General features: G+C 74.5%; 22 protein-coding genes. 13 read left to right on the forward strand and 9 right to left on the reverse strand.

The annotated features are described in order from the left end of the window. The first annotated feature begins 561 nt into the window (after window positions 1-561). The 9 genes from AB0R04_RS00510 (at window position 562) to AB0R04_RS00550 (ending at window position 8,691) form a co-directional block, all read left to right on the forward strand. Window positions 562-1,536: an urea transporter gene (locus AB0R04_RS00510; protein ID WP_363366802.1), complete on the forward strand. Its 975-nt coding sequence runs from the start codon at window positions 562-564 to the stop codon at window positions 1,534-1,536. Between the two features lie 90 nt (window positions 1,537-1,626). Beyond that, the gene (locus tag AB0R04_RS00515; RefSeq protein ID WP_063349823.1) at window positions 1,627-1,932 is read left to right on the forward strand and encodes an urease subunit gamma; all 306 of its coding nucleotides are present in this window, start codon (window positions 1,627-1,629) and stop codon (window positions 1,930-1,932) included. 3 nt (window positions 1,933-1,935) lie between these two features. Then, the gene (locus tag AB0R04_RS00520; protein ID WP_363366804.1) at window positions 1,936-2,862 is read left to right on the forward strand and encodes a cobalamin biosynthesis protein CbiX; all 927 of its coding nucleotides are present in this window, start codon (window positions 1,936-1,938) and stop codon (window positions 2,860-2,862) included. 38 nt (window positions 2,863-2,900) lie between these two features. After that, window positions 2,901-3,299: an urease subunit beta gene (locus AB0R04_RS00525; protein WP_063349825.1), complete on the forward strand. Its 399-nt coding sequence runs from the start codon at window positions 2,901-2,903 to the stop codon at window positions 3,297-3,299. Continuing rightward, a complete protein-coding gene (gene ureC, locus AB0R04_RS00530; protein WP_063349826.1) occupies window positions 3,299-5,023 on the forward strand; it encodes an urease subunit alpha in 1,725 nt (574 codons plus the stop codon). The genes AB0R04_RS00525 and ureC overlap by 1 nt, the downstream gene beginning before the upstream one ends. Window positions 5,024-5,106: 83 nt before the next feature. Next, window positions 5,107-5,778, forward strand: coding sequence for an urease accessory UreF family protein (locus AB0R04_RS00535; protein WP_363367315.1), 672 nt, complete (start codon window positions 5,107-5,109; stop codon window positions 5,776-5,778). 97 nt (window positions 5,779-5,875) lie between these two features. Continuing rightward, the gene (gene ureG, locus AB0R04_RS00540) at window positions 5,876-6,496 is read left to right on the forward strand and encodes an urease accessory protein UreG (RefSeq protein ID WP_063349828.1); all 621 of its coding nucleotides are present in this window, start codon (window positions 5,876-5,878) and stop codon (window positions 6,494-6,496) included. Beyond that, window positions 6,493-7,491: an urease accessory protein UreD gene (locus AB0R04_RS00545; protein WP_363366807.1), complete on the forward strand. Its 999-nt coding sequence runs from the start codon at window positions 6,493-6,495 to the stop codon at window positions 7,489-7,491. The genes ureG and AB0R04_RS00545 overlap by 4 nt, the downstream gene beginning before the upstream one ends. Before the next feature lie 294 nt (window positions 7,492-7,785). Beyond that, window positions 7,786-8,691 (forward strand): class I SAM-dependent methyltransferase, encoded by a 906-nt coding sequence (locus tag AB0R04_RS00550; RefSeq protein ID WP_363366809.1) that lies wholly within the window; start codon window positions 7,786-7,788, stop codon window positions 8,689-8,691. Window positions 8,692-8,716: 25 nt separating this feature from the next. Here the strand turns inward: AB0R04_RS00550 and AB0R04_RS00555 are convergent, their stop codons facing one another. The 5 genes from AB0R04_RS00555 to AB0R04_RS00575 form a co-directional block, all read right to left on the reverse strand. Next, the gene (locus AB0R04_RS00555) at window positions 8,717-9,856 is read right to left on the reverse strand and encodes an NAD(P)-dependent alcohol dehydrogenase (protein WP_363367317.1); all 1,140 of its coding nucleotides are present in this window, start codon (window positions 9,854-9,856) and stop codon (window positions 8,717-8,719) included. Between the two features lie 27 nt (window positions 9,857-9,883). Beyond that, window positions 9,884-11,287 (reverse strand): aldehyde dehydrogenase family protein, encoded by a 1,404-nt coding sequence (locus AB0R04_RS00560; RefSeq protein WP_363366811.1) that lies wholly within the window; start codon window positions 11,285-11,287, stop codon window positions 9,884-9,886. 8 nt (window positions 11,288-11,295) lie between these two features. After that, the gene (locus AB0R04_RS00565; RefSeq protein WP_063349831.1) at window positions 11,296-12,051 is read right to left on the reverse strand and encodes a (5-formylfuran-3-yl)methyl phosphate synthase; all 756 of its coding nucleotides are present in this window, start codon (window positions 12,049-12,051) and stop codon (window positions 11,296-11,298) included. Between the two features lie 252 nt (window positions 12,052-12,303). Beyond that, entirely contained in the window at window positions 12,304-12,795 is a 492-nt protein-coding gene (locus AB0R04_RS00570) for a protein-tyrosine phosphatase family protein (protein ID WP_363366813.1), read from the reverse strand. Between the two features lie 13 nt (window positions 12,796-12,808). After that, window positions 12,809-14,218 (reverse strand): LuxR C-terminal-related transcriptional regulator, encoded by a 1,410-nt coding sequence (locus AB0R04_RS00575; protein WP_363366815.1) that lies wholly within the window; start codon window positions 14,216-14,218, stop codon window positions 12,809-12,811. Window positions 14,219-14,365: 147 nt separating this feature from the next. Between AB0R04_RS00575 and AB0R04_RS00580 the strand changes: the two genes are divergently transcribed. Together AB0R04_RS00580 and AB0R04_RS00585 are read left to right on the forward strand one after the other, a co-directional pair. Continuing rightward, window positions 14,366-15,295, forward strand: a complete 930-nt coding sequence (locus AB0R04_RS00580; RefSeq protein ID WP_363366817.1) for an NADP-dependent oxidoreductase — start codon at window positions 14,366-14,368, stop codon at window positions 15,293-15,295. Window positions 15,296-15,411: 116 nt separating this feature from the next. Next, on the forward strand, window positions 15,412-16,200 hold the full coding sequence (locus tag AB0R04_RS00585; RefSeq protein WP_363366819.1) for an SDR family oxidoreductase: 789 nt from the start codon (window positions 15,412-15,414) through the stop codon (window positions 16,198-16,200). 3 nt (window positions 16,201-16,203) lie between these two features. Here the strand turns inward: AB0R04_RS00585 and AB0R04_RS00590 are convergent, their stop codons facing one another. Further along, the gene (locus tag AB0R04_RS00590) at window positions 16,204-17,184 is read right to left on the reverse strand and encodes an NAD(P)-binding domain-containing protein (protein WP_363366821.1); all 981 of its coding nucleotides are present in this window, start codon (window positions 17,182-17,184) and stop codon (window positions 16,204-16,206) included. Window positions 17,185-17,316: 132 nt separating this feature from the next. Here AB0R04_RS00590 and AB0R04_RS00595 point away from each other — a divergent pair, with 132 nt between their 5' ends. Next, complete coding sequence (locus AB0R04_RS00595) at window positions 17,317-17,736, forward strand: MerR family transcriptional regulator (protein ID WP_363366823.1); 420 nt, start codon at window positions 17,317-17,319, stop codon at window positions 17,734-17,736. A gap of 97 nt (window positions 17,737-17,833) precedes the next feature. Then, on the forward strand, window positions 17,834-18,667 hold the full coding sequence (locus AB0R04_RS00600) for a GNAT family N-acetyltransferase (protein ID WP_363366825.1): 834 nt from the start codon (window positions 17,834-17,836) through the stop codon (window positions 18,665-18,667). Here the strand turns inward: AB0R04_RS00600 and AB0R04_RS00605 are convergent. The 3 genes from AB0R04_RS00605 to AB0R04_RS00615 form a co-directional block, all read right to left on the reverse strand. Next, complete coding sequence (locus AB0R04_RS00605; RefSeq protein WP_363366827.1) at window positions 18,664-19,848, reverse strand: PP2C family protein-serine/threonine phosphatase; 1,185 nt, start codon at window positions 19,846-19,848, stop codon at window positions 18,664-18,666. The genes AB0R04_RS00600 and AB0R04_RS00605 overlap by 4 nt on opposite strands. Window positions 19,849-20,009: 161 nt before the next feature. After that, window positions 20,010-20,432, reverse strand: a complete 423-nt coding sequence (locus AB0R04_RS00610; protein WP_063349838.1) for a MarR family transcriptional regulator — start codon at window positions 20,430-20,432, stop codon at window positions 20,010-20,012. Window positions 20,433-20,463: 31 nt separating this feature from the next. After that, entirely contained in the window at window positions 20,464-21,696 is a 1,233-nt protein-coding gene (locus tag AB0R04_RS00615; protein WP_363366829.1) for a M48 family metalloprotease, read from the reverse strand. Window positions 21,697-21,888: the final 192 nt, after the last annotated feature.

The raw sequence follows: 21,888 nt of genomic DNA on the forward strand, positions 1-21,888 counted from the left end.
AGTACTTCGATAGCTTTCGCTAACTAACGATAGTCCGACCGCCCCACTGTCGATAGCCCGCAGGCGTCCCGGAGGCCGCCACCGGCCACCGGCGGCCCGCTCCCGCGCTGCCGGGGCCCGGCCACCGGTTCGTGCCCGCCGGCCCGCGTCCGCCGTCCCGGCTGCTTTCCGATGCGGCACATACACATTTCCGCCACATTCCCGCAGTGCTGCGCCGCCTTTCGCGGCGCCGGATGTCCGAATTGCCTGACCGGAGTGGCTTCGTGTCGAATTCCTTGACATGACCACCTTCTCGTTTTCGTCTGTCACAAGTAAAACTTCGCAAAGAATGGCTCTCCGTAGGGGGGTCGCTGACCTGCGTAATCAACATATTGTTGCAGCTCAGAGGCCTGATGATCACCCTTCGCCATACGGGTGTAACCGGTCGTGTCCGCGCCGACCGGCATTCCGCAGGAGTACGGTTCCGGAGGAATCGCCGGGCGTGCTCGCGAGTAAAGCCGAGCAGCCTTGCGGGACTATTCGCCATGCCGTGAAAAGCCGTACCGGGAATTGGTGCGAAGTATGGGTCAGAAAAAGGGTGAGCCGGGGGCCTCCGAGGCCGCCCGCCCGATATCCCTCAACAAGTTAGCCGTCGAAGTCCTGCGCGGCGTCGCACAGGTGGACTTCATGCCGTCCGCCGTCTGCGGCCTGTTCTTCGTGGCCGCACTCTTCGCGGCCGGCTGGCGCTACGGCGTCTACGGCCTGCTCGGCAGCGCCGTCGGCACCGCCGCCGCGTACGGCCTGCGGCTGGCGCGCGACGCCGTCGAGGCCGGGCTGCACGGCTACAACGGCTGCCTGGTGGCGCTGGGGTGCGCGGTGTTCCTCGGCCCCGACCACCCCGCCACCGTCGCGGCGGCCGTCCTCGGGGCCGTCGTCGCCGTGGTGGTCACCGCGGGCCTCGGCGCGGTGCTCGACACCTGGAAACTGCCCGCGCTCACCGCGCCGTTCTGCCTGGTCGCCACCGCGACGACGGCCGCGGCGCCCGGCTTCCGCCACCTGTGGCACGGCACCGGCGTCCCGACCGCCCTGGCCGGGCCGGCCGCCGGCCCGACCGGGCTGACCTGGGACCAGCTGTGGCACGGGTTCTTCGCCAACATCGGCCAGATCTTCTTCATGCCCCAGTGGTACGTCGGCCTGCTGTTCCTGGCCGGCATCTTCGCGGCCAGCCGCCCGGCCGGCCTGCTGGCCTGCGCGGGCAGCGCGACCGGGCTGCTCACCGCCTGGGCGCTCGGCGCACCCGCCGACGCCGTCGGCCAGGGGCTGCTCGGGTACAGCGGGGTGCTCGTCGCGATGGCGCTGTGCGGCGTGTTCGTCGCCCCCGGCGGGTGGAGCGCGGCCTACGCCGTCCTCGGCGCGGCCGCCGCGACCGTCCTGACCCCGGCGCTTGCCGCCGCCACCGCGCCGTTCGGCGGCCACGCCTTCACCTGGCCGTTCGTCCTGACCACCATGCTGTTCCTGGCGGCGGTGCCGGCCATTCCCCGGCTGCGCAGAGTCTGACCGGGTTTCGGTAGCCCGAATTCCCGCCCGTGACAGGCGTGTTCATTCGGAGTTCCTGCGGAGTTCCCTCGGAAAGGAAGAGTGATTCCCGTGAATCTCGCCCCGCGTGAGATGGACAAGCTGTACATCTACGTCGTGGCCGATCTGGCCCGCAAACGCCGCGACCGCGGTGTGAAACTGAACTACAGCGAGGCCTGCGCGCTGATCAGCGAGGCGATCATGGAGGGCGCCCGGGACGGGCGCACCGTCGCCGAGTGCATGGAGATCGGCAAGCAGGTCGTCAGCGGCGAGGACGTCATGCCCGGCGTCCGCGAGATGCTGCCGCTGCTCCAGGTCGAGGCCGCGTTCCTGGACGGCACCAAGCTGGTCTCCTGCCACGACCCGGTGGGTGCCTGAGTCATGACGGTACGTCAGGCGGAAACGGCGACCGGTCCGGCGCCCGCGCCGACCTCGGCCCCCACGCCCGCGCCGACCTCGGTCCCGACGCCCGCCGCCACGGTGGTGCTGGCCGGCGGGCACGAGAGCGACGGCGGCCGGGACCTGGCCGCCCTGGTGGAGCGCGAGCCCGCCGTCCACGCCGCGGCCGCCGCCGGCCGGGCGCTCGGCGAGGCCGTCCGCTCGGCGCTGGCCGCCACCGACGGCCCGGTGTGCGTCGTCCCGATGACGCTGGGCCGCGACCCGAAGCTGGTGGCCGACACCGCCCGGGCGCTGCGCTGGCTGGCCGCGGGGGAGGGGCGCGGACGACTCGCCCTGACCGGGGCGTTCGGCGGCAAGGACCACCTCGTCGGCTGGCTGCGGGCCGCGGCCTCCGCCGCCCCCGGACCCGACGGCGCCGTACTGGTCACCGCCCCGGCGGCCGGCCCCTTCGAGGACGCGGACCTGTTCCGGATCGCCCGGCTGGTCCGCCAGTACGGCCACCACCGCTGGGTCGAGGTGGCCTTCGCGGGCGGCGACCCCGACCTCGCCGAGGGCGCCGAACGCTGCCGGCTGCTCGGCGCCCGCGAAGTGACGGCCGTCCCGGCCTCGTTCGGACCGGCGCTGCGCACCGAACTGCCCGGGGTGCGGGACGGCGGACCGCTGCTGCGGCCGTCCGCGATCGCCGGCGTCGTCGCGGCCCGCACCGCGGCGGCCCTGCACCTGCTCGGCCACGGCGAGGACGGCATCCTGGCCGGCCTCGACGCCGAGCACGGGCACGGCTACGCCCACAGCCACGGCCCCGGCGGGGACCACTCGCACTCGGACTCGCAGGGGCACGGGCACACCCACGGCCACGGGCACGGCCACGGTGCCACCGGCGGGCACACCCACGGCCACACACATCACTGAACCGACTGAACTGAACCGACAGAGAGGAAGGGCCCGCCATGTCTGGTGGCGCCACGTACCTGTACGGCGACGACCCGGTGGAGATCAACGCCGGTCGCGCCCAGGTCACCATCACGGTCAGCAACACCGGCGACCGGGCGATCCAGGTCGGCTCGCACTACCACTTCTTCGAGGCCAACCGCGCCCTCGACTTCGACCGCAACGCCGCCTACGGCAAGCACCTGGACATCCCGGCCGGCACCGCCGTCCGCTTCGAGCCGGGCGACACCAAGGACGTCACGCTCGCCGAGTTCGGCGGACACGGCCGCCTGATCGGCTTCAGCAACCTCGTCGACGGCGGCATCAGGTCGGCCGACACCCGCGCCCGGGCGATCGACCGGGCGATCGCCCTCGGGTTCAAGGGCACCAACCTCGACCACAAGGAAGGCGACCGCTGATGGCCACGCTGTCCCGCAAGCAGTACACCGATCTCTTCGGGCCCACCGTCGGCGACCGCTTCCACCTCGCCGACACCAACCTCGTCGTCGAGATCGAGAAGGACTTCAACCAGGGCCACTACGGCGACGAGGCCGTCTACGGCGGCGGCAAGGGCATCCGCGACGGCATGGCCCAGGACCCGGCCGCCACCTCCGCCCAGGGCGCGCTGGACCTGGTGATCACCAACGTCGTCGTGATGGACGCCGTCCTCGGCGTGGTCAAGGGCGACATCGGCGTCAAGGACGGCTTCATCACCGCCGTCGGCAAGGCCGGCAACCCGCACACCCAGAGCGGCGTGCACCCCCGGCTGGTCATCGGCCCCGGCACCGAGGTGATCTCCGGCGAGCACCTGATCGCCACCGCCGGCGGCATCGACACCCACATCCACTTCATCGCCCCGCAGCAGGTGCAGGAGGCGCTGAGCAACGGCATCACCACCCTCATCGGCGGCGGCACCGGCCCCTCCGACGGCACCAACGGCACCACCTGCACCCCCGGCCCGTGGAACATCCACCGGATGTACCAGGCGGTCGAGGACCTCCCGGTCAACGTCGGCCTCCTCGGCAAGGGCAACGGCTCGCTGCCCGGCGCCCTGCGCGAGCAGGTCGAGGCCGGCGTCTGCGGCCTCAAGGTGCACGAGGACTGGGGCAGCACCCCCGCCGCCATCGACAGCGCGCTCGGCGTCGCCGACGAGTACGACGTCCAGGTGGCCATCCACACGGACACCCTCAACGAGGGCGGCTTCTTCGAGGACACCCTCTCCGCCATCGACGGCCGCACCATCCACACCTTCCACACCGAGGGCGCGGGCGGCGGCCACGCCCCCGACATCATGCGGATCGCCGGCGAGCCCAACGTCCTGCCGTCCTCCACCAACCCCACGCTGCCCTACACCGTCAACTCGGTCGACGAGCTGCTGGACATGGTGATGGTCTGCCACCACCTCAGCCACGACATCCCCGAGGACGTCTCCTTCGCCGACTCCCGGGTCCGCGCCGAGACGATCGCCGCCGAGACCGTCCTGCACGACGAGGGCGTCATCTCGATCTTCTCCTCGGACTCGCAGGCGATGGGCCGGATCGGGGAGTCCTTCACCCGCGCCTTCCAGACCGCCCACCACTGCAAGGACCAGCGCGGCAAGCTCGACGGCGACACCGAGCGCAACGACAACTTCCGCGTCCTGCGCTACCTCGCCAAGCTCACCATCAACCCGGCCATCGCCTCCGGCACCGCCGACCACATCGGCTCGCTGGAGAGCGGCAAGCTCGCCGACATCGTGCTCTGGCCGATCAACTCCTTCGGCGCCAAGCCCAAGATGGTCATCAAGGGCGGCGTCATCAACTGGGCGCTGATGGGCGACCCGAACGCCTCGCTGCCCACCCCGCAGCCGGTCTACTACCGCCCGATGTACGGCGCGCTCGGCCGGGCCAAGCAGGCCACCCGGGTCTCCTTCATGTCGCAGGCCGCCATCGACCTCGGCGTCCCGGCCCAACTCGGGCTCGACAGCCGGGTCCTGCCCGTGCGGCGCTGCCGCTCGGTCGGCAAGCAGCACATGGTCCGCAACGACGCGCTGCCGAAGATCGCCGTCGACCCGGAGACCTACAAGGTCACCCTGGACGGCGAGCCGGCCACCATCGAGCCCGCCCGCGAACTCCCGCTCAACCACCTGTTCTACCTCGCGTGAGCGGCGCTTCGGGGTCCGGTTCATCGTCGGGGCCCGGTTCTTCCGGACCCGGCTCTTCCGGCCCCGGGGGAGGCCTCGACGCCCTGCTGGTCAGCCTCCAGCTGACCGACTCCGCCTTCCCCAGCGGCTTCTACACCCTCTCGCACGGCCTGGAAGGCTACGCCCAGGCCAAGGCCGTCACCCCGGACACCATGCCCGACCTGCTCACCGACCTGCTGCGCCACTCGGTCGGCCCCGGCGACGCCACCGCGCTCGCCCTCGCCCACGGCGCCGCCCGGGCCGGCGACTGGGGCCTGCTGGTCGAGGTGGACCAGCGGCTGCACGCCACCAAGCTCAACCGCGAGCTGCGCCTGGCCTCCACCCGGACCGGGCGCCAACTCCTCGACATCGCCCGGGAGTCGATCGGCGGCGAACCGCTGGACCGGTACGCCGAACTGGTCGCCGCCAAGCAGGCCCCCGGCTCCCAGCCGGTGGCCGCCGGAGTCGCCTACGCCTCCGCCGCCGTGCCCGTCGACCAGGCCGTCGCCAGCGACCTGTTCGCCTTCTGCACCAGCTTCGTCGGCGCCGCCCTGCGGCTGCGGCTGACCGACCACCGCAAGGCGCAGGTGGTGCTGCGGGCCGCGGCGCCGGTGATCGAGGAGACCGTACGTGCCGCCCTCACCCGGGAGTTGGACGACCTGGGCGGGTGCGTGCCGGTCGCCGACGCGATGTCCGGACGGCACGAACGGGCCGAGGCCCGGCTGTTCGCCAGCTGAACCGCGTCCGGGAGGTGCGGGCGGGCGCCGGAGTGTCGCAGCTCCCGCTCCTCCCGGACGCAGAACCAACGTCACACCGCATCAGAAGGAGACAGCAATGACCGAGAACGTGCTCCGCGTGGGCATCGGCGGGCCGGTCGGCTCCGGCAAGACGGCGCTCATCGAGGCCCTCGTCCCGGTGCTGATCGCCAACGGCCACCGCCCGGCGGTCATCACCAACGACATCTACACCCAGGAGGACGCGCAGCACGTGCGTCGCACCCTGGCCGGCGTCCTCGACCCCGAGCGGGTCGTCGGCGTCGAGACCGGCGCCTGCCCGCACACCGCCGTCCGGGACGACCCGACGATGAACCTCGCGGCCGGCGCCGAGATGCTGGAGCGCTTCCCCGACGTCGACACCCTGCTGTTCGAGTCCGGCGGCGACAACCTCACGCTGACCTTCAGCCCCGTCCTGGTCGACCTCTTCCTCTTCGTCCTGGACACCGCCGAGGGCGAGAAGATGCCCCGCAAGCGCGGCCCGGGCATCACCGAGTCCGACCTGCTGGTCATCAACAAGATCGACATCGCCCAGTACGTCCGCGCGGACCTCGGCATCATGGAGTCCGACGCCCACCGCGTCCGCGAGGGCGGGCCGGTCGTGCTCACCAACTGCCTCACCGGGCACGGGCTGGACGAGATCGCCACCTTCCTGGAGACCTTCCGCAAGGTCCCGGCATGACCGTCACCGCGGCCGCGGGGGAAACGGTTACGGGGGAAGCGGCTGCGGGGGAGGCCGCCGAGGCCGCCGTTCCCCGGCTCGATCCGCGGCACTACGAGCCGGCCCGCGTCCCGTACGCCGTCCGCCGGTACGCCGGGACGCCCGACACCCTGGGCGTCGGGCGCCCCGGCAAGGTCGGCCTGCTGGAGCTGGCCTTCGAGCGGATCGGCGAACGCACCGAACTCACCGGCCACTACCAGAAGTCGCCGCTGCAGATCATGCGCCCGCTCTACTTCGACCCGGCCCGCCCGGACCTCGCCGTCACCTTCCTGATGTCCACCGGCGGCGGCATCCTCCAGGCCGACCGGCTCCGCACCGACCTGCGCTGCGGCGCCGACACCGCGACCCACCTCACCACCCAGGCGGCCACCAAGGTCTACCGGATGGAGTTCGACTACGCGACGCAGCTGGTCAACCTGGACGCCGGCCCCCGCGCCTACGTCGAGTACCTGCCCGAGCCCGTCATCCCCTTCGTCGACTCCCGGCTCTACCAGCGCACCGTCCTCACCGTCGACCCCACCGCCACCGTGCTGGCCGGCGAGACCGTCCTCGCCGGCCGCCTCGCCCGGGGCGAGCGCAACGCCTACCAGGTGTTCGCCTCCGACCTCGAAGTGCGGCGCCCCGACGGCCAGTTGATCGCCCTCGACACCGTCCGGCTGGAGCCCCCGGAGGCCGGCGTCACCGGCCCGGCGGTCCTGGCCGGCCACGACGTCATGGCGAGCCTCTACGTCGTCACGCCGCTCGCCCCCGCCGCGCAGGTCGCCGACACCCTGCACGAGGCCCTGGCCGGCAGCGGCCTGCTGCACGGCGTCAGCGTCCTCCCGCACGACAGCGGCGCCTGGCTCCGCCTGCTCGGCTCCGACACCCGCGCCTGCGCCGCCGCCCAGCGCACCGCCTGGGACGCCGTCCGCCGGCTCCTCATCGGCGCCCCGGCCCCGGCCCTGCGCAAGACCTGACCCCGCTCCGCACCTCCCCGCATGTCCCCGCACCTCCCCGAAGCGCCCCGGCGCCTCGGGGAGGGGCCGGCGGGGCGCGGGCGGTCCGGGAGTCCACGCCGCCGGAGGTCCGGGGCACGCCGCGGTCGGTGAGCAGCACACCCGGGGGGCGTCCGGGCGCCGCGACGGCGGGATTCACCCGGTCGGGTGGATCCGGTGGGACCGCTCCCGGGCGGGCGAGGAGCGGCTGGATAGTGAGGAGGCAGTCGCATTCCTCGCTGTTCGCGTTCTCAACTCGCTTCAAGGGGAGGACACATGGTCGGTACGGCGCACCGGAGCACCGGTGTGGAGGGGGTGGAGGGCGGTGTCGGTCTGACGGCCCTCCTGGTCGCCGCGGCACGCGCGATCGAGACCCACCGGGACGACACCCTGGCGCAGGACGTCTACGCGGAACACTTCGTGCTCGCCGCGCCGGCATCCGCGGGCTGGCCGGTCCGGATGCACCAGGTGCCGGACGGGGACGCGAACCCGCTGTGGGGGCGGTTCGCGCGCTACTTCGGTCTGCGGACGAGGGTCCTCGACGACTTCCTGCTCCGGTCGGTGCACTCGGGCGCCCGTCAAGTGGTCCTGCTCGGCGCCGGGTTGGACACGCGGGCGTTCCGGCTCGACTGGCCTCCCGGCTGCACGGTCTTCGAGGTCGACCGGGAGGGCGTACTGGCCTTCAAGCACGGGGTGCTCGGCGGGCTGTCGGCCTCCCCGAAGGCGGCGCGCGTCCCGGTCGCCGCCGACCTGTGCGCCGACTGGGCCGCAGCGCTGACCGAGGCCGGCTTCGACGCGGCCGTACCGAGCGTCTGGCTGGCGGAGGGGCTGCTCTTCTACCTGCCCAGCGGCGTCGAGGCTCAACTCATCGACACGGTGGACCGGTTGAGCGCGGGCGGCAGCGCCATGGCGTACGAGGTCAAGCTGGAGAAGAGCCTGTTGGACTACCGCGAGAGCCCGCTCTACACCTCGACGAAGCACCAGATCGGCATCGACCTGCTCGATCTGTTCGACGCAGAGCCGCGGCCCGACTCCGCGGGCGCCCTGGCCGGCAAGGGCTGGATCACCTCGGTCCACACCCCCTTCGACTTCACCCACCAGCACGGACGCGGCCCCCTGCCCGAGCCGAACGACGCGCTGGAGGACAACCGCTGGGTGTTCGCGCACAAGCCCCGGGTGTAGGGACAGGAAAGGCGGAGCGCCTCGCTCAGCGGGCGCTCCGCTCCGGGACCAGGACGGGTTTGACCACCCGGCCCGCGTCGCAGTCGCGTTCGGCCTCGTTGATGGCGGCGAGCGGGTACCGGCGGATCAGCTGGTCGAAGGGGAACTTCCCGGCCTGCCACAGCCCGGTCAGCCGGGGGATCAGCAGCGCCGGCACCGCGTCCCCCTCGCAGATGTGGGAGATCCGCCGGCCCCGGTCCAGTGTCCCCGGATCGAGCGACAGCGCAGTGCGGAGCCGGGCCACCAGCCCGAGGTGGCCGGTCGGGCGCAGGGCCCGGAGCGCCTCGTTGATCAGCGGGGCGGAGGCCGTGGTGTCCAGCGCGTACTGCGCGCCGCCGTCGGTCAGCCGCTGGATCCGCTCGGCCAGGCCGGGCCGGGGGACAGGGTCGGGCCCGGAGGCGTGGTCGGCTGGTCCGGCGCGCAGCGGGATCGCGCCGAACCGCTCGGCGAGGTCCAGCCGTTCGGGGTACCGGTCGACGGCCACGGTCACCGCCCCGGCGGCCGTGGCCGCCATCACCGCGGCCAGGCCCACCGCCCCCGCGCCGAGGACCACGACGGTGTCGCCGGGGCCGGCGCCGAAGGAGTTGAACACCGCCCCGGCACCGGTCAGGAAGCCGCAGCCGAGCGGCCCGAGCAGGTCGACGGGCAGCGAGCGGTCGACCCGGACGGCGTTGCGCGCCGGAACCATCGCGTACTCGGCGAACGAGGACTGGCCGAACCACCGGGGGGCCAGTTCGCCCCCGGCCGCGTCGGTGAACCGCGCCGCGTCCTCCTTGCGCCCGCCGAAGAGGTTGAGCGCGGCGAAGGAGTCGCAGTAGGCGGGGGCCGCGCCCAGGCAGTTGCGGCAGTGTCCGCAGGAGTCGAAGCTCAGCACGACGTGGTCGCCGACGCTCAGCCCGGTGTGCGGGCCGCCGGTCTCCACCACGACCCCGGCCCCCTCGTGCCCGAGCACCGCCGGCAGCGGCGAGCGGCCCGCCGAACGCCGGACCGCGAGGTCGGTGCGGCACATCCCGCAGCCCGCGATCCGCACCAGGACCTCGCCGTCGGCCGGCCCCCCGTTCAGGACCACCTCCTCGACGGCGAACCCGCCCTCGTACGAGCGCAGTACCGCCGCGTCGAACCTCATCGTCACCGTCACGCCTCCTCCGGATCGTCAAGCCTCTTCCGGCCGGTGCACGACGAACGGCCTGAGGTTCCCGTAGAGCCCCCACGGCCCGCCCGCGACGCCGACACCGCTGTCCTTGATGCCCGCGAAGGGCTGGGCGAGGGACAGTTCGGCGTGGTGGTTGATCCACGCCGTCCCGCACTCCAGCCGGTCGGCCACCGCCTCGGCCCGGTCGAGGTCCGTCCCCCACACCGAGCCGCCCAGCCCGAATCCGGTGTCGTTGGCGGCCTCGACGGCCTCGTCGACGCTCCGGTACGGCAGCACCGGCAGGACCGGGCCGAACTGCTCCTCCGTCACCACCGGACTGTCGGAGGGGACGTCGGCCAGGATCGTCGGGGCGAAGAAGTAGCCCGGCCGGTCCAGCCGGTGGCCACCGGCCACGGCCCGGGCGCCGCCTGCCAGGGCCCGGGCCGTGTAGCGCTCGACCCTGGCCAGCTGGGGGGCGTTGTTGACCGGCCCCAGCTGGGTGCCCGGGTCGAGTCCGGCGCCGACGACGACGCTCTTCGCCCGCTCCGCGAGGGCCTCGACCACCTGGGGGTAGAGCCGGGCCGGGGCGTAGACGCGCTTGACCGCCATACAGACCTGCCCGCAGTTGCGGAACGCCGCCCAGAACAGCCGGTCCGCGATCCGGTCCACGTCCACGTCGTCCAGCAGGACGGCGGCGTCGTTGCCGCCCAGCTCCAGGGTGACCCGGGCGAGCGAGGCGGCCGCGCCCGCCGCGACGGCCCGACCGGTGGGGACCGAACCGGTGAAGGTCACGTGGCGGATCCCCGGGTGGGAGGCGAGCCGGGCGCCGAGGGGTTCGCGGCCGGTGACGATCGTCAGGACGCCCTCGGGGAGGGCGGTGGCGAGGACGGACCCCAGCAGCCGGGTGGCGAGGGGGGTGAACGGGGAGGGCTTGAGCACCATCGTGTTGCCCGCGGCGAGCGCGGGCGCGAACTTCGCCGCCGCGAGCTGGAGCGGGAAGTTCCACGGGACGATCGCGGCGACCGGCCCCAGCGGCCGCCAGCGGATCTCGCTGCGCACCGGGCGGCCGTCCGCGATCGGCTGGGGCGCGGGGGCCAGGTCGGCGAAGTAGCGCAGGCGGGCCGCCGTCCGGGCGACCTCGGCGGCCGACTCGGCCAGGGGTTTGCCCTGTTCCCGGGTGAGCAGCGGGGCGAGGTCGGCTCCGGCCGCCGCCACGGCGTCGGCTGCCGCGCGCAACGCGGCGGCGCGGGCGGCGGGGTCGGCCCGCCAGCCGTGCCAGGCCTCGTGGGCCCGGCCGACGACGGCGTCCAACGCGTCCGGCTGCTGGTCGGGGGCCTCGGCGAAGGCCTCGCCCGTCGCCGGGTCGACGACGGCGAAGCGCCCGCCGTCGGGCCCGGGCGGGCGGCCGGGCCGGCTCGTCGGCATGCCGGCGGTCAACTCGCGGCGGCGACGACGGCCGCGTGCTCCCGGGCGTGCCGGTCCATCTCCGCCCGGAAGTCGGCCACCAGCTGCGGCCGGATCCTTCCGGCGGTGCGGTCGCCGCCCTCGCAGACGGCCCCGCGCACCCCCACGATGTCGGTGCCGATGCGGGTCAGCGTGCCGAGGTCCGCCGCCTTGACGCTGCCCGCGAGCGCGGCGAGCAGGTCGGCTTCGTGGGCCAGCCGGACGAACTCCGCGCAGACCTCGGGCGGAACGTGGTCGAACAGCCTGGTCCCGTCCTTGATCGCGGTGTCGAGCATGGCCGCGTCGGAGCCGGAGCGACGGGCGATGTCGGGCAGCGCGAGCGGGTTGACGCAGCCGATCCGGTGGGCGTCGGCGTAGCCCGAGGCGACGACGAACGCGTCCGGCCGGTAGTCCTTCACGGCCCGGACGACCCCTCGCATGACGTCGACGGCCTGTTCGGGCGTCGTGCACCCGTAGAGGCCGACCTTGATGTACGTGGCGCCGGAGACGGCCGCACCGAGCGCGGCCTGGGCCACCGTGCCGGGCTTGTACGGGACGTCCCCGACGGTGGCGGACAACGGCTTGTCCGCCGGGACGGCGTCGCGGATCTCCCTGATGACCCACGGGAAGTTCGCGCCGAGCGAGCCCTCGTCCGGCTTCTTGACGTCGACGATGTCGAGGTGCTCCGCCGCCTTCGCACAGTCGAGGGCCTCCTCGACACTGTCCGGGGAGATGAGCAGCAACAACGTGGGCTCCTTCCACCGCAGGTCCACCGGCCGGGGCAGGTGTGCGGGGTCGTCTGGATCACGTGCGATCCGCTCATCATTCCTTCGGCCCGCGACCCCCGGTAGGGCGCGCGGAGCCCGAACGGGTCACTGCCGTGGCGCGATCACCCCCCGGTGCGCCGGACACGCCAGTTCGAACCCGTCGCACGCGAGTGCGGCCGGGTCGCCGGGTCGGGATTCCCGCTCCCGGCCGCCGGGACGGCCGTTCAGGCCTCAGGCCCACCGCTCCACGAAGCGGCGCTGCCAGGGCGTCTCCACCGCGTGCGGGTCGTAGTGCTCCCGGACGTACGCGACGGCCTCGGCGGCCGGGACGCCGTCCAGGATCGCGACGCAGGCGAGGGCGGTGCCGGTGCGGCCGTGGCCGCCGACGCAGGCGAGTTCGACGCGTTCGGTCGCCGACCGCCGCCAGACCTCGCGGAAGGCGTCGGCCGCGTCCGCCCGGTCGGCGGGGAGCCGGAAGTCGGGCCAGCGCACCCAACGACCCTGCCACGGGAGCGGCTTGGGCGGGCGGCCCAGCAGGTAGAGCCCGAAGGAGGGGTGCGGGCCGGGCGCCAGCGGACGGCTGAGGCCGCGCCCGCGCAGCAGCCGGCCGGAGGGCAGGCGCAGCACGCCGGGGGCGGCCGGGTCCCAGGGCGTGGTCGGCCCGGTCGGTTCGATCGACCCGGTCGGTTCGGTGGTCTCGGTGGTCTCGGGGGTCTGGGTCATCTCGTGGTTCTCCTCAGGACGCGACGTGCAGGGCCGGGGTGCCCGGCATCCCGGCCCGGTGGGCCAGGGCCGCCGCCTCGCCGCGCGAGGAGACGCCGAGCTTGGCCAGGATGTTGGCGACGTGGAACTTCACCGTCGACTCGCTGATGTGCAGCGCCACCGCGATGTCCCGGTTGCGCCGGCCCTGGGCCAGCTGGTCGAGCACCTCCAGCTCGCGCGGCTGGAGGCCGTCCAACGGGTCGGTGGCGTGCGGGTGTTCGGGCAGGCCGAGCGGCAGGTCGACGCTCACCGTGGTGCCCCAGCCGGGGACGGCCTCGATGGCGCAGCGCCCGCCGAGGGCGGCGATCCGGTCGGCGGTGCGGTGGACGGCCAGCGCGTCGGCGGCCAGCAGGCCGGGGCCGTCGTCCCGCACCACCGCCCGCAGCGTGTCACCGGCGAACCGCCAGCTCACGTGCAACCTGGTCACGGCGTCCTGCTCCAGCATCACGAGGACGGCCGCCCGGACGGCGTCCCGGGCGGCGTGCGCGGTGTCCGCCGGCACGGACCGGCCGGCCTCCGCCGGCGGCGCCACGTCCAGCCGCACCCGGGTGTGCCGCAGCAGCGGGCGCAACTGCTGGTCGAGCCGGGCGAACGCGGCGTCGGCGGGCTCCTCGCTGAGCGCCCGGTCCAGGTCGGCGCCCCGGCGCAGGTCGAGCAGCGCCGTCACGGCCAGCTCGGTGGCGGCGCGGCGCGCGGTGGCGTCGTCCAGTGCGGCGGAGCGCAGCGGCGCGAGGATCGCGGTGAGCGCGGCGCCGTGGGAGCCGGTGAACTCGGCGATCGCCCGGGCCCGGGCGTTGGCGGAGGCCCGGGAGGCCGCCGCGTGGGTGGGGCCGGCGTCGGTGGCGCGGTGGTGCGAGTGGGTGGTGACCAAGTCCCACAGCTGCTGGAGGACGGCGAGCGCCCCGGCCGCCACCGGGTCGGCGCCGCCGTCCCGGACCAGCACCAGCACCGCGGTGGTGGCGTCCGACGCCGACGCCGTGACCACCACGACGGACCTCGCCCGCCCGGCCAGCCGCGCCTCGCCCTGCCAGGCCCGGCCGTCGGCCGTCGCCGAGGTGGTCGTCTCGGCCAGCTTGGCGAGCTCCAGGCCGCTGACGGCGGCGGTCAGCTCGGGCGGGCCGAAGGCGAGCGTGGGGGAGTAGGTGCAGATGCCGCTGAGCTGGGCGATCGCCACGTGCGGGACGAGGGTGGCGACCACCTCGGAGAGCCGGTCCATGAGGTGCGGCCGGGGCGTGCGCAGCACCTCGACGGCGCGCGCCAGCGCCTCTTCGGGGCGGCCCCAGTGCTGCCGCCACCGCTCGTCCACGCCGTCCCCGTTCCCGCCGTCCACGTCCTCGCCCGTCTCGATGCGCACGCCCTTGTCAACGCCGATGCCGTCGCCCATGTCGGCCAGCCTAGCCCGGGGGCCGGGGTTGTGGCCTGGCCGTTCGGACAGGTGGAACCATCCGAAAGACGGGCCTGGCGGCCGCCCCGGACGATCCAGGATGGAGCCGTCGGAAGAAACAACTCACCGAACCCGCAAGGACATTCCATGACCAAGGCGATCGCCTTCTCCGAGTACGGCGGCGTGGACGTGCTGCGCCCGGCCGACGTCGAGCTGCCCGCCCCGGGCCCCGGCCAGGTGCGGGTCGCGGTCCGCACGGTGGGCGTCAACCCGCTGGACCACAAGGTGCGCAGCGGCTCGATGGTGGCGGCCTTCCCGGTCTCCTTCCCGCACGTCGGCGGCTACGAGCTGGCCGGTGTGGTGGAGGCCGTCGGCCCGGACGTGACCGCGTGGGCGCCCGGCGACGAGGTGTTCGGCGCCGTCATGGGCGGCGCGTACGCCGAGCAGGCGCTCGTCGACGCCGACCTGCTGGCCCGCAAGCCCGCCTCGCTGAGCTGGGAGGAGGCCGCGGCGATCCCGGTGGCGGCCGAGACCGCCGAGCGGGTGCTCGGCGTCCTGGGCGTGCGGGCCGGCGAGACGCTGCTGGTGCACGGCGCGGCCGGCGGGGTCGGCACCCTGCTGCTGCAACTGGCCCGGGCGCGCGGGATCACCGTGGTCGGCACCGCCGGCGAGGCCAACCACGCCTACCTGCGCGAGCTGGGCGCGATCCCGGTGGCCTACGGCGACGGGCTGGCGGACCGGGTGCGGGCCGCCGCCCCGGGCGGGGTGGACCGGGTGCTGGACGCGGCGGGCAAGGGCGGGGTGCTGCCGCTCTCCATCGAGCTGACCGGCTCCGCGGACCGGGTGGTGACGATCGTCGACTTCGCGGGCTCCGCCGAGTACGGCGTCCGCTTCAGCGGTGGGGCGGAGGGCGTCGAGCCCTACCACCAGCGCGCCTATGCCGCCGTGCTGGCGCTGCACGAGGCGGGCACCCTGCTGCTGCCGCTGCACCAGGTGCTGCCGCTGGCGGAGGCGGCCGAGGCGCACCGGCTCAGCGAGCACGGGCACCTGCGCGGCAAGATCGTGCTCACGGTCTGAGACCGTCGGCGCCGGGGGGCGCCGGGGGTCGTCGGCGTCCGGCGGCCGGCCCGGTGTGTTGATCAACTGGTCGATGCACCGGGCTTCCTGACGCGGAATCGGTAGAGTCCGGTGGCATGGTGACTGAGAACACATCAGGGGTGTCGGCGGGCCGCCTGGCCGGGCGGTCCTGCGTGGTGACGGGCGCGGCCAACGGCATCGGCCGGGCCGTCGCCGAACGCTTCGTGCGCGAGGGCGCGTCGGTGGTCGGCACCGACATCGACGCCGAGGGCCTGCGCCGGCTGGCCGACCGGTTCCCGCACGCCGTCAGCACGGTGGTCGGCGACGTGGCCAGCGACGAGGACGCCCGCCGGATGGTCGACGCCGCCGTCGAACGGTACGGCCGCCTCGACGTCCTGGTGGCCAACGCCGGGGTGATCCCGCTCATGGAGGTCACCGAGGCCACCGCCGAGGAGTGGGACCAGGTCATGGCCGTCGACGGCCGCGGCATGTTCCTCACCTGCAAGTACGGCATCCAGGCGATGGCCGCCCAGGAGCGGCCCGGAGGGGCGATCGTCTGCGTCTCCTCCATCTCCGGCGAGGCCGGCCAGCGCGGCCAGGCGGTCTACGGGCCCGCCAAGTTCGTCGCCTCCGGCCTCACCCGGCACCTCGCCGTCGAATGGGCCGACCGCGGCATCCGGATCAACGCCGTCGCCCCCGGCACCATCGCCACCGACCGCGTCGCCCGCCTGTACGACGAACCCGGCGGGACGGAGTACCTCGCCGCGATCGAGAAGCGCCATCCCATGGGCCGCCTCGGGGCCCCGGCGGAGGTCGCGGCGGCCGTCCTGTTCCTCGCCTCCGACGACGCCTCCTTCATCACCGGCGCGGTGCTGCCCGTCGACGGCGGCTACCTCGCGCAGTAGCCGTCAGCCCTCGGCGTGCTCGACACCACCGGCGGTCTCGGCGGTCTCGGCGGTCTCGATGGTCTCGACGGCCCCGACGGTCTTGATGGTCCCGACGGTCTCGACCAGGGCGGACACCCCGTCCGGGCCGTGACCGGCCGCGACCGCCCGCCGGGTGACGGCCAGCGCCGCGTCCAGCACGGCGGTGTCCAGGCCGCGTGCCCGGGCGGTGTGGGCGACGTGCGCCAGACCGGCCTCCGCCGAGGCCACGCTGCTGCGGTCGCCCGGGTGGCTGCCCTGGTCCGCCCGTTGCGCGAACTCGTCGATCAGGGCCGGCAGCAGGCGGGGCAGGCCCTGTGCGTACGGGGCGAGTTCGGCGCCGCCGATGCCCTCGGCGCGGGCCAGCGCCAGCGCGTGCAGGTAGCCGTGCACGGTGGTCCAGAACAGGTCCAGCAGCGCCGCGTCGAACGCCGCCGCCCGGCCCGGATCCCCGCTGTCGAGCAGCCGGACGCCCCCGCCGAGGGTGCGCAGGACCGCCTCGTGCGCGGCGAAGGCCCCGGCGTCGCCGCTCAGCAGCACGGCGCCCTCGGGCCGCCCGATCGTCGGGGTGGGGGTGAGGATCGCGGCGTTGAGCAGCCGGAAGCCGCCGGCCCCGGCCCGGGCGGCGTTCGCGCGGGCGTCGTCCGGCGTGACGGAGGTGGCGTTCACCAGCGTGCGGCCGCGCAGCGCGGCCCCGGCGGAGTCCAGGACGGCCCGGGCGGCGGCCTGGTCCCGGACGCAGAGCAGGGCGAGCGGTCCGGCGGCGACGGCCTCGGCCGCCGTCGCGGCGGACCGCGCCCCGAGCGCCCGGAGTTCGGTGTCCCGCCCGGGCGTGCGGTTCCACACCGTCACCGGATGCCCGGCGGACAGCAGGGCCCGGGCCAGCGCCCGGCCCATCGGACCCAGGCCGAGGACGGCAACTGCTGTGGGGGAGGAGGGGGTTGCGGAAGATCGTTCGGTCGGCATGGCGGCTACGCTAGACCTTCACGTCGACGTCAGAGTCAACGGCGGAGTCGACGTCAGAGCTGGCGTCGGAGCCGACGTCGGCGTCAATAGCGGAGTCAACGGCGGAGTCGGACGAACGAAGGACGGCACGGCATGCGGATCGGAGAACTCGCCCGGCGCACCGGCGTCAGCCCCCGCGCCCTGCGCTACTACGAGGAACAGGGCCTGCTCACCCCCGCCCGCCGCCCCAGCGGCTACCGCGAGTACGGCGAACCCGACATCGACACCGTCCACGGCATCCGCACCCTGCTCGCCGCCGGTCTCGGCAGCGCCGCCATCGCCCGGATCCTCCCCGGCCTCCCCCGCCCCGGCGCGCGCCGCCCCGGTCCCACCTGCCCCGAACTCCTCACCGGCCTCGCCCGCGAGCGCGCCCGCATCACCCGCCAGATCGACGAACTCGCCGCCGCGCGAGAGCTGTTGGACGCGATTGTGGGGGCCGACGCGCCGAGCGACCTCATCCGCGCACCCCGCCCGGACCAGGATCCCGCCCGCCGCCCTCCCCGCCGGGCCTGAGCCCCGTCGTTTCGGTGGCCAGGGCCCGCCGGGCCCGGGCCGCGCCGCCGGGAGAAACCCGATCGCGCGGCACGCCGCCCTGTGCTGGAGTGGGCGGATGGATCATGAGGACACACTCGCCCTGTTCGACCGCCGACTGAGGCGCGAAGCGAAGCCCGACGGCCCCGGCGCCCGGATCGAGCGGGACGGCGACGTCATCCGGCAGGTCGGCGCCGCCCACGACTGGAACGGCGTCCTGTGGTCGGACCTCGACGACGCCACGGCGGACCGGGCGATCGCGGCACAGGTGCGGTACTTCACCGCACTGGGCCGCGAGTTCGAATGGAAGACCTACGCCCACGACCGGCCCGGCGACCTCGGGGAACGGCTGCGGGCGGCCGGTTTCACGGCCGAGCCGCAGGAGGCGGTGATGGTGGCCCGGATCGAGGACCTCGCCACCGACACCGCCCTGCCCGAGGGCGTCCACCTGCGTCCGGTGACCGACCGGGCCGGGGTGGACCTCGTGGCGGACGTCCACGAGCAGGCCTTCGGCACCAGCAGCGCCCGCCTGCGGCAGCGGATGCTCGACCAGCTGGCCCGGAGCCCGGAGACCGTCAGCCTGGTCGTGGCGATGGCCGGTGAGCGCCCGGTGTGCGCGGCGCGGATGGAACTGAACCCGGGGACCGAGTTCGCGGGCCTGTGGGGCGGCGGCACCGTCGCCGACTGGCGGGGGCGGGGCATCTACCGGGCCATGGTCGCCCACCGGGCCCGCATCGCCGCCGACCTCGGGTACCGCTACCTCCAGGTCGACGCGAGCGACCAGAGCCGCCCCATCCTGCAACGGCTCGGATTCGCGATCCTGACCACGTCGACCCCGTACGTCCACCAGCCGCCCGCCTCCTCGGACGCCGGCCAGGGGAGCCAGGGGAGCCAGGAGAGCCGGGGAAGCTAGGGGAGCCGCTCGACGATGACCATCGCCGCGTCGTCGTCCAGCCGGCCGCCGACGTGGGCGAGCAGGTCGCGGCGCAGGTGGTGGAGCAGGGCGGTCGGGCGTTCGTCCTGCCAGGCGGTGACGCGGTCGGTGAGCGGGTAGAAGCGCCGGTCGGCGTCGCGGGCCTCGATCACGCCGTCGGTGTAGATCAGCAGCCGGTCGCCGGGCTGGAACGGGAAGGTCTCCACCTCGTAGCGGACCGGGGCGAGCTCGCCCAGGCCCAGCGGCGGCGCCGGGCGGCGGGCGGCGAGTGTGGTGATGCCGTCGGGGCGCAGCAGCAGCGGGGGCGGGTGGCCGCAGTCGATCAGTCGGATCGCCGTGCCGTCGTCGGGGATGTCGAGCAGGACGGCGGTGATGAAGGACTCGCCGCTGTCCTCCGGCGGGGCCGCCTCGTCCGGGTCCTCGCCGCTCAGGCGGCGCCGGCGGGCCTGTTCGCCGAGCTGGGCGAGGTCCCAGCAGACGCTGCCGTCGAGGTAGGCGGCGAGCCCGGGCAGGTCGGCGTGCAGGTGGGCGGCGGCGCGGAAGGCGCCGAGCAGCAGGGCCGCGTCGCCGAGCGAGGACAGGCCCTTGCCGCGGACGTCGCCGACCAGCAGCCGGGTGCCGGTGGCGGTGCGGGCGGCCGCGTACAGGTCGCCGCCGACCTGCGCCTCGGCCTCGGCGGCCAGGTAGACGGAGGCCAGGTGCAGCGGCCCGATCCGGTCCGGCAGCGGGCGCAGCAGGACCCGCTGGGCGGCCTCGGACACCGAGCGGACCTGGGCCAGCTCGCGCTCGTACCGTTCGCGCAGCGCCCGCAGTCCGATGATCAGGGCGGAGACGACGAGCTGCGCGCCCAACTGGGTCTCGATGTTGGCGCTGGTGAGGCCGTCCCGGAGGATGCCGATGACGGTGAGCGCGGCGAGGGCCAGCAGGGCGACTCCGGCGGTGGCCCGGGCGCCGGCGTAGGAGGCGGTGAGCGCGGGGGCGACGATCAGCAGCGGGCCGAGGTGGATCTGTGCGGGGGAGAGGATGTCGACGACGGTGATCACGACGATCAGCGCGAGCGACAGCGCCGTCAGCGCGCGACGGTCGGGCCGCCGGGGGTGGCGGCGGTCGCGCGGGCGGTCGCGGGGCTGCGGGTCACGGAGACGCTGCCGGAGTGGCACCTTTCCTCTGTACACCGTCGGGGCGGTGCGGCGCACCCCGGGCGCACCCCGGGCGCTCCTCGGGTGCTCCTCGGGTGCACCCCGGAGGCCCCCGGGTGCACTCCGTACAGGGGGTCTCGGTACAGGGGGTCTCGGCACAGGGGGGCTCAGTGCAGGGGGTCTCAGCCCTCTTCGCCGTAGCGGGCCAGGTAGGCGGCGAAGCGGGCGACGTCCTCGTCGGACCAGTCGGTGAAGCGGGCGGTGAAGGCCAGCCGGCGTTGTTCGTTGGCGTCCTGCAGCAGGGCGAGCCCGGCCTCGGTGGCGCGCAGGATCTGGCCGCGCTGGTCGTCCGGGTCGGCCTCGCGCCGCAGCAGGCCGAGCTTCTCCAGGGCGGTGACCTGGCGGCTGACGGTGGACTTGTCGAGCATGAAGTGGGCGGCCACGTCGGCGGCCCGGCAACCGCCGCGCTCGGTGATCAGGTCGAGGATGCTGTAGGTGACCAGGGAGAGGTCGGGGTGCAGCTGGGAGGCCTTGTGCCGGGCGCGCCGGGCGAAGGCGGTCAGCTCGCGCTGGATGGCGTCGATGGACGACTGGCGGCCGGGCACGGGCGTTCCTACCTCCTCGATATTTGTTGCACTATACAACGGAATCCCCCGGGTCCGCGCGCCGCTCCGGGCCTCCCTGCCCCTGAGTGGCCTGCCAGGCGCGGGCGGCGGCAATCCGGCGGGTCGCACTCGGGTGAGTGGCGAACAGTAGCTCAAGCGCCCTCGGCGGGTCGACATCGGAGACGTTCGCCAACGCCAGTCTGCGTTGCATCGCGACGAACTGCTCGGCGTCCGACGTCAGTTCGAGTGCGTGCCGGTCCGCCCTGGCCTCGATCCGGCGGCTCACCGCGCACTGGGCCGGCCCCGACAGCGCCCCCAGCAGCGCCGCGCACGCCGCCAGCAGCGGCAGCGCCCGCGGATCGGCCGCATCCGCCGCCCCCGCCGCCGACAGCAGCGGCTGCCAGGCGCCCAGCACCCCCAGCACGGCCACGGCCGCGGCCGCGCCCACCGCGCCCAGCAAGGTGCCGAACGGCACGTCCCGGTGCTTCACGTGGCCCAGCTCGTGCGCCACCACCAGTTCCACCTCGCGCGGCGTGGCCGTCGACAGCAGCGTGTCGTACGCGACGATCCGGCGGGTCGCGCCCAGCCCCGACACGTACGCGTTGAGCGCGGTGGTCCGCCGCGAGGCGTCCGCCACCAGGACGTCCCGCACCCGTACGCCGTCCCGCTCGGCCAGCGCCAGCAGGGCGCTGCGCAGCGGGCCCGGCGGCATCGGAGTGAAACGGTTGAACACCGGCTCGATCAGCAGCGGGTGCAGGAAGGACAGCGCCGCCGTCAGCACCGCCGCCGCACCCGCCGCCGGCAGCCACCAGTGCCGCGGCGACCAGGCGGTCAGCGCGAACAGCCCGAGCGCGAGCGGAAGGACCAGCACGAGGGCCAGCCCCAGGCCGCGCAGCGCGTCCACCGCCCAGCCGGCCCAGCCCTGCGTCACCAGCCCGTACCGGGCCCGGACCGCCCGCAGCCGGGCGCCGAACGGCAGCTGCAACGCCTGGCCGAGCACCACCAGGGCCGCCGCGCCCGCCAGCACCCCGGCCGTCCGGGAGCCGCCGAACCAGCCTCCGACGGCCGAGACCAGGCCGGCGCCGGCCGGGGTCAGGCCGAGCAGCAGGGTGAGCGCCAGGCCCGCCAGCCGCCCGCCCAGCGCCCAGGGCAGCTGGGCGCGGCGCAGCGCGCGGCCACGGGCGCGCTCGGCGGGGGTGAAGTCGACTGGTGGGCGGCCGGTGGGGGCGGGGCCGGCGGAGGCGGTGGTCTCGGTGTCGTCCATGGGGTGGGTGCGGCTCCGGGCTCTGGCGGACGGGGGCGGGCGGGGCGGTTCAGCATCTCCTACCGCGCCGGGGCGGCGCTCAGTCCTCGGCGCCCGGTGCTCCAGCCGTTGGTGTTCGGCCCGCCGGCGCTGCGCTCGGAATCCGGTGTCGTGCTCGGAATGAAGCCGGTGTTGTGCTCGGAATGTTGCGGA

Origin of the sequence: Kitasatospora sp. NPDC056731 (assembly GCF_040687675.1) — a bacterium.
Lineage (GTDB): Bacteria > Actinomycetota > Actinomycetes > Streptomycetales > Streptomycetaceae > Kitasatospora.

What these genes read in the sequence shown, in the direction of transcription:
- AB0R04_RS00510 (WP_363366802.1), top strand. Translation starts at nt 562, where the DNA reads ATGGGTCAGAAAAAGGGTGAGCCGGGGGCCTCCGAGGCCGCCCGCCCG.
- AB0R04_RS00520 (WP_363366804.1), top strand. Translation starts at nt 1,936, where the DNA reads ATGACGGTACGTCAGGCGGAAACGGCGACCGGTCCGGCGCCCGCGCCG.
- AB0R04_RS00525 (WP_063349825.1), top strand. Translation starts at nt 2,901, where the DNA reads ATGTCTGGTGGCGCCACGTACCTGTACGGCGACGACCCGGTGGAGATC.
- ureC (WP_063349826.1), top strand. Translation starts at nt 3,299, where the DNA reads ATGGCCACGCTGTCCCGCAAGCAGTACACCGATCTCTTCGGGCCCACC.
- ureG (WP_063349828.1), top strand. Translation starts at nt 5,876, where the DNA reads ATGACCGAGAACGTGCTCCGCGTGGGCATCGGCGGGCCGGTCGGCTCC.
- AB0R04_RS00545 (WP_363366807.1), top strand. Translation starts at nt 6,493, where the DNA reads ATGACCGTCACCGCGGCCGCGGGGGAAACGGTTACGGGGGAAGCGGCT.
- AB0R04_RS00550 (WP_363366809.1), top strand. Translation starts at nt 7,786, where the DNA reads ATGGTCGGTACGGCGCACCGGAGCACCGGTGTGGAGGGGGTGGAGGGC.
- AB0R04_RS00555 (WP_363367317.1), bottom strand. Translation starts at nt 9,856, where the DNA reads ATGAGGTTCGACGCGGCGGTACTGCGCTCGTACGAGGGCGGGTTCGCC.
- AB0R04_RS00560 (WP_363366811.1), bottom strand. Translation starts at nt 11,287, where the DNA reads ATGCCGACGAGCCGGCCCGGCCGCCCGCCCGGGCCCGACGGCGGGCGC.
- AB0R04_RS00570 (WP_363366813.1), bottom strand. Translation starts at nt 12,795, where the DNA reads ATGACCCAGACCCCCGAGACCACCGAGACCACCGAACCGACCGGGTCG.
- AB0R04_RS00575 (WP_363366815.1), bottom strand. Translation starts at nt 14,218, where the DNA reads ATGGGCGACGGCATCGGCGTTGACAAGGGCGTGCGCATCGAGACGGGC.
- AB0R04_RS00580 (WP_363366817.1), top strand. Translation starts at nt 14,366, where the DNA reads ATGACCAAGGCGATCGCCTTCTCCGAGTACGGCGGCGTGGACGTGCTG.
- AB0R04_RS00585 (WP_363366819.1), top strand. Translation starts at nt 15,412, where the DNA reads ATGGTGACTGAGAACACATCAGGGGTGTCGGCGGGCCGCCTGGCCGGG.
- AB0R04_RS00590 (WP_363366821.1), bottom strand. Translation starts at nt 17,184, where the DNA reads ATGCCGACCGAACGATCTTCCGCAACCCCCTCCTCCCCCACAGCAGTT.
- AB0R04_RS00595 (WP_363366823.1), top strand. Translation starts at nt 17,317, where the DNA reads ATGCGGATCGGAGAACTCGCCCGGCGCACCGGCGTCAGCCCCCGCGCC.
- AB0R04_RS00600 (WP_363366825.1), top strand. Translation starts at nt 17,834, where the DNA reads ATGGATCATGAGGACACACTCGCCCTGTTCGACCGCCGACTGAGGCGC.
- AB0R04_RS00615 (WP_363366829.1), bottom strand. Translation starts at nt 21,696, where the DNA reads ATGGACGACACCGAGACCACCGCCTCCGCCGGCCCCGCCCCCACCGGC.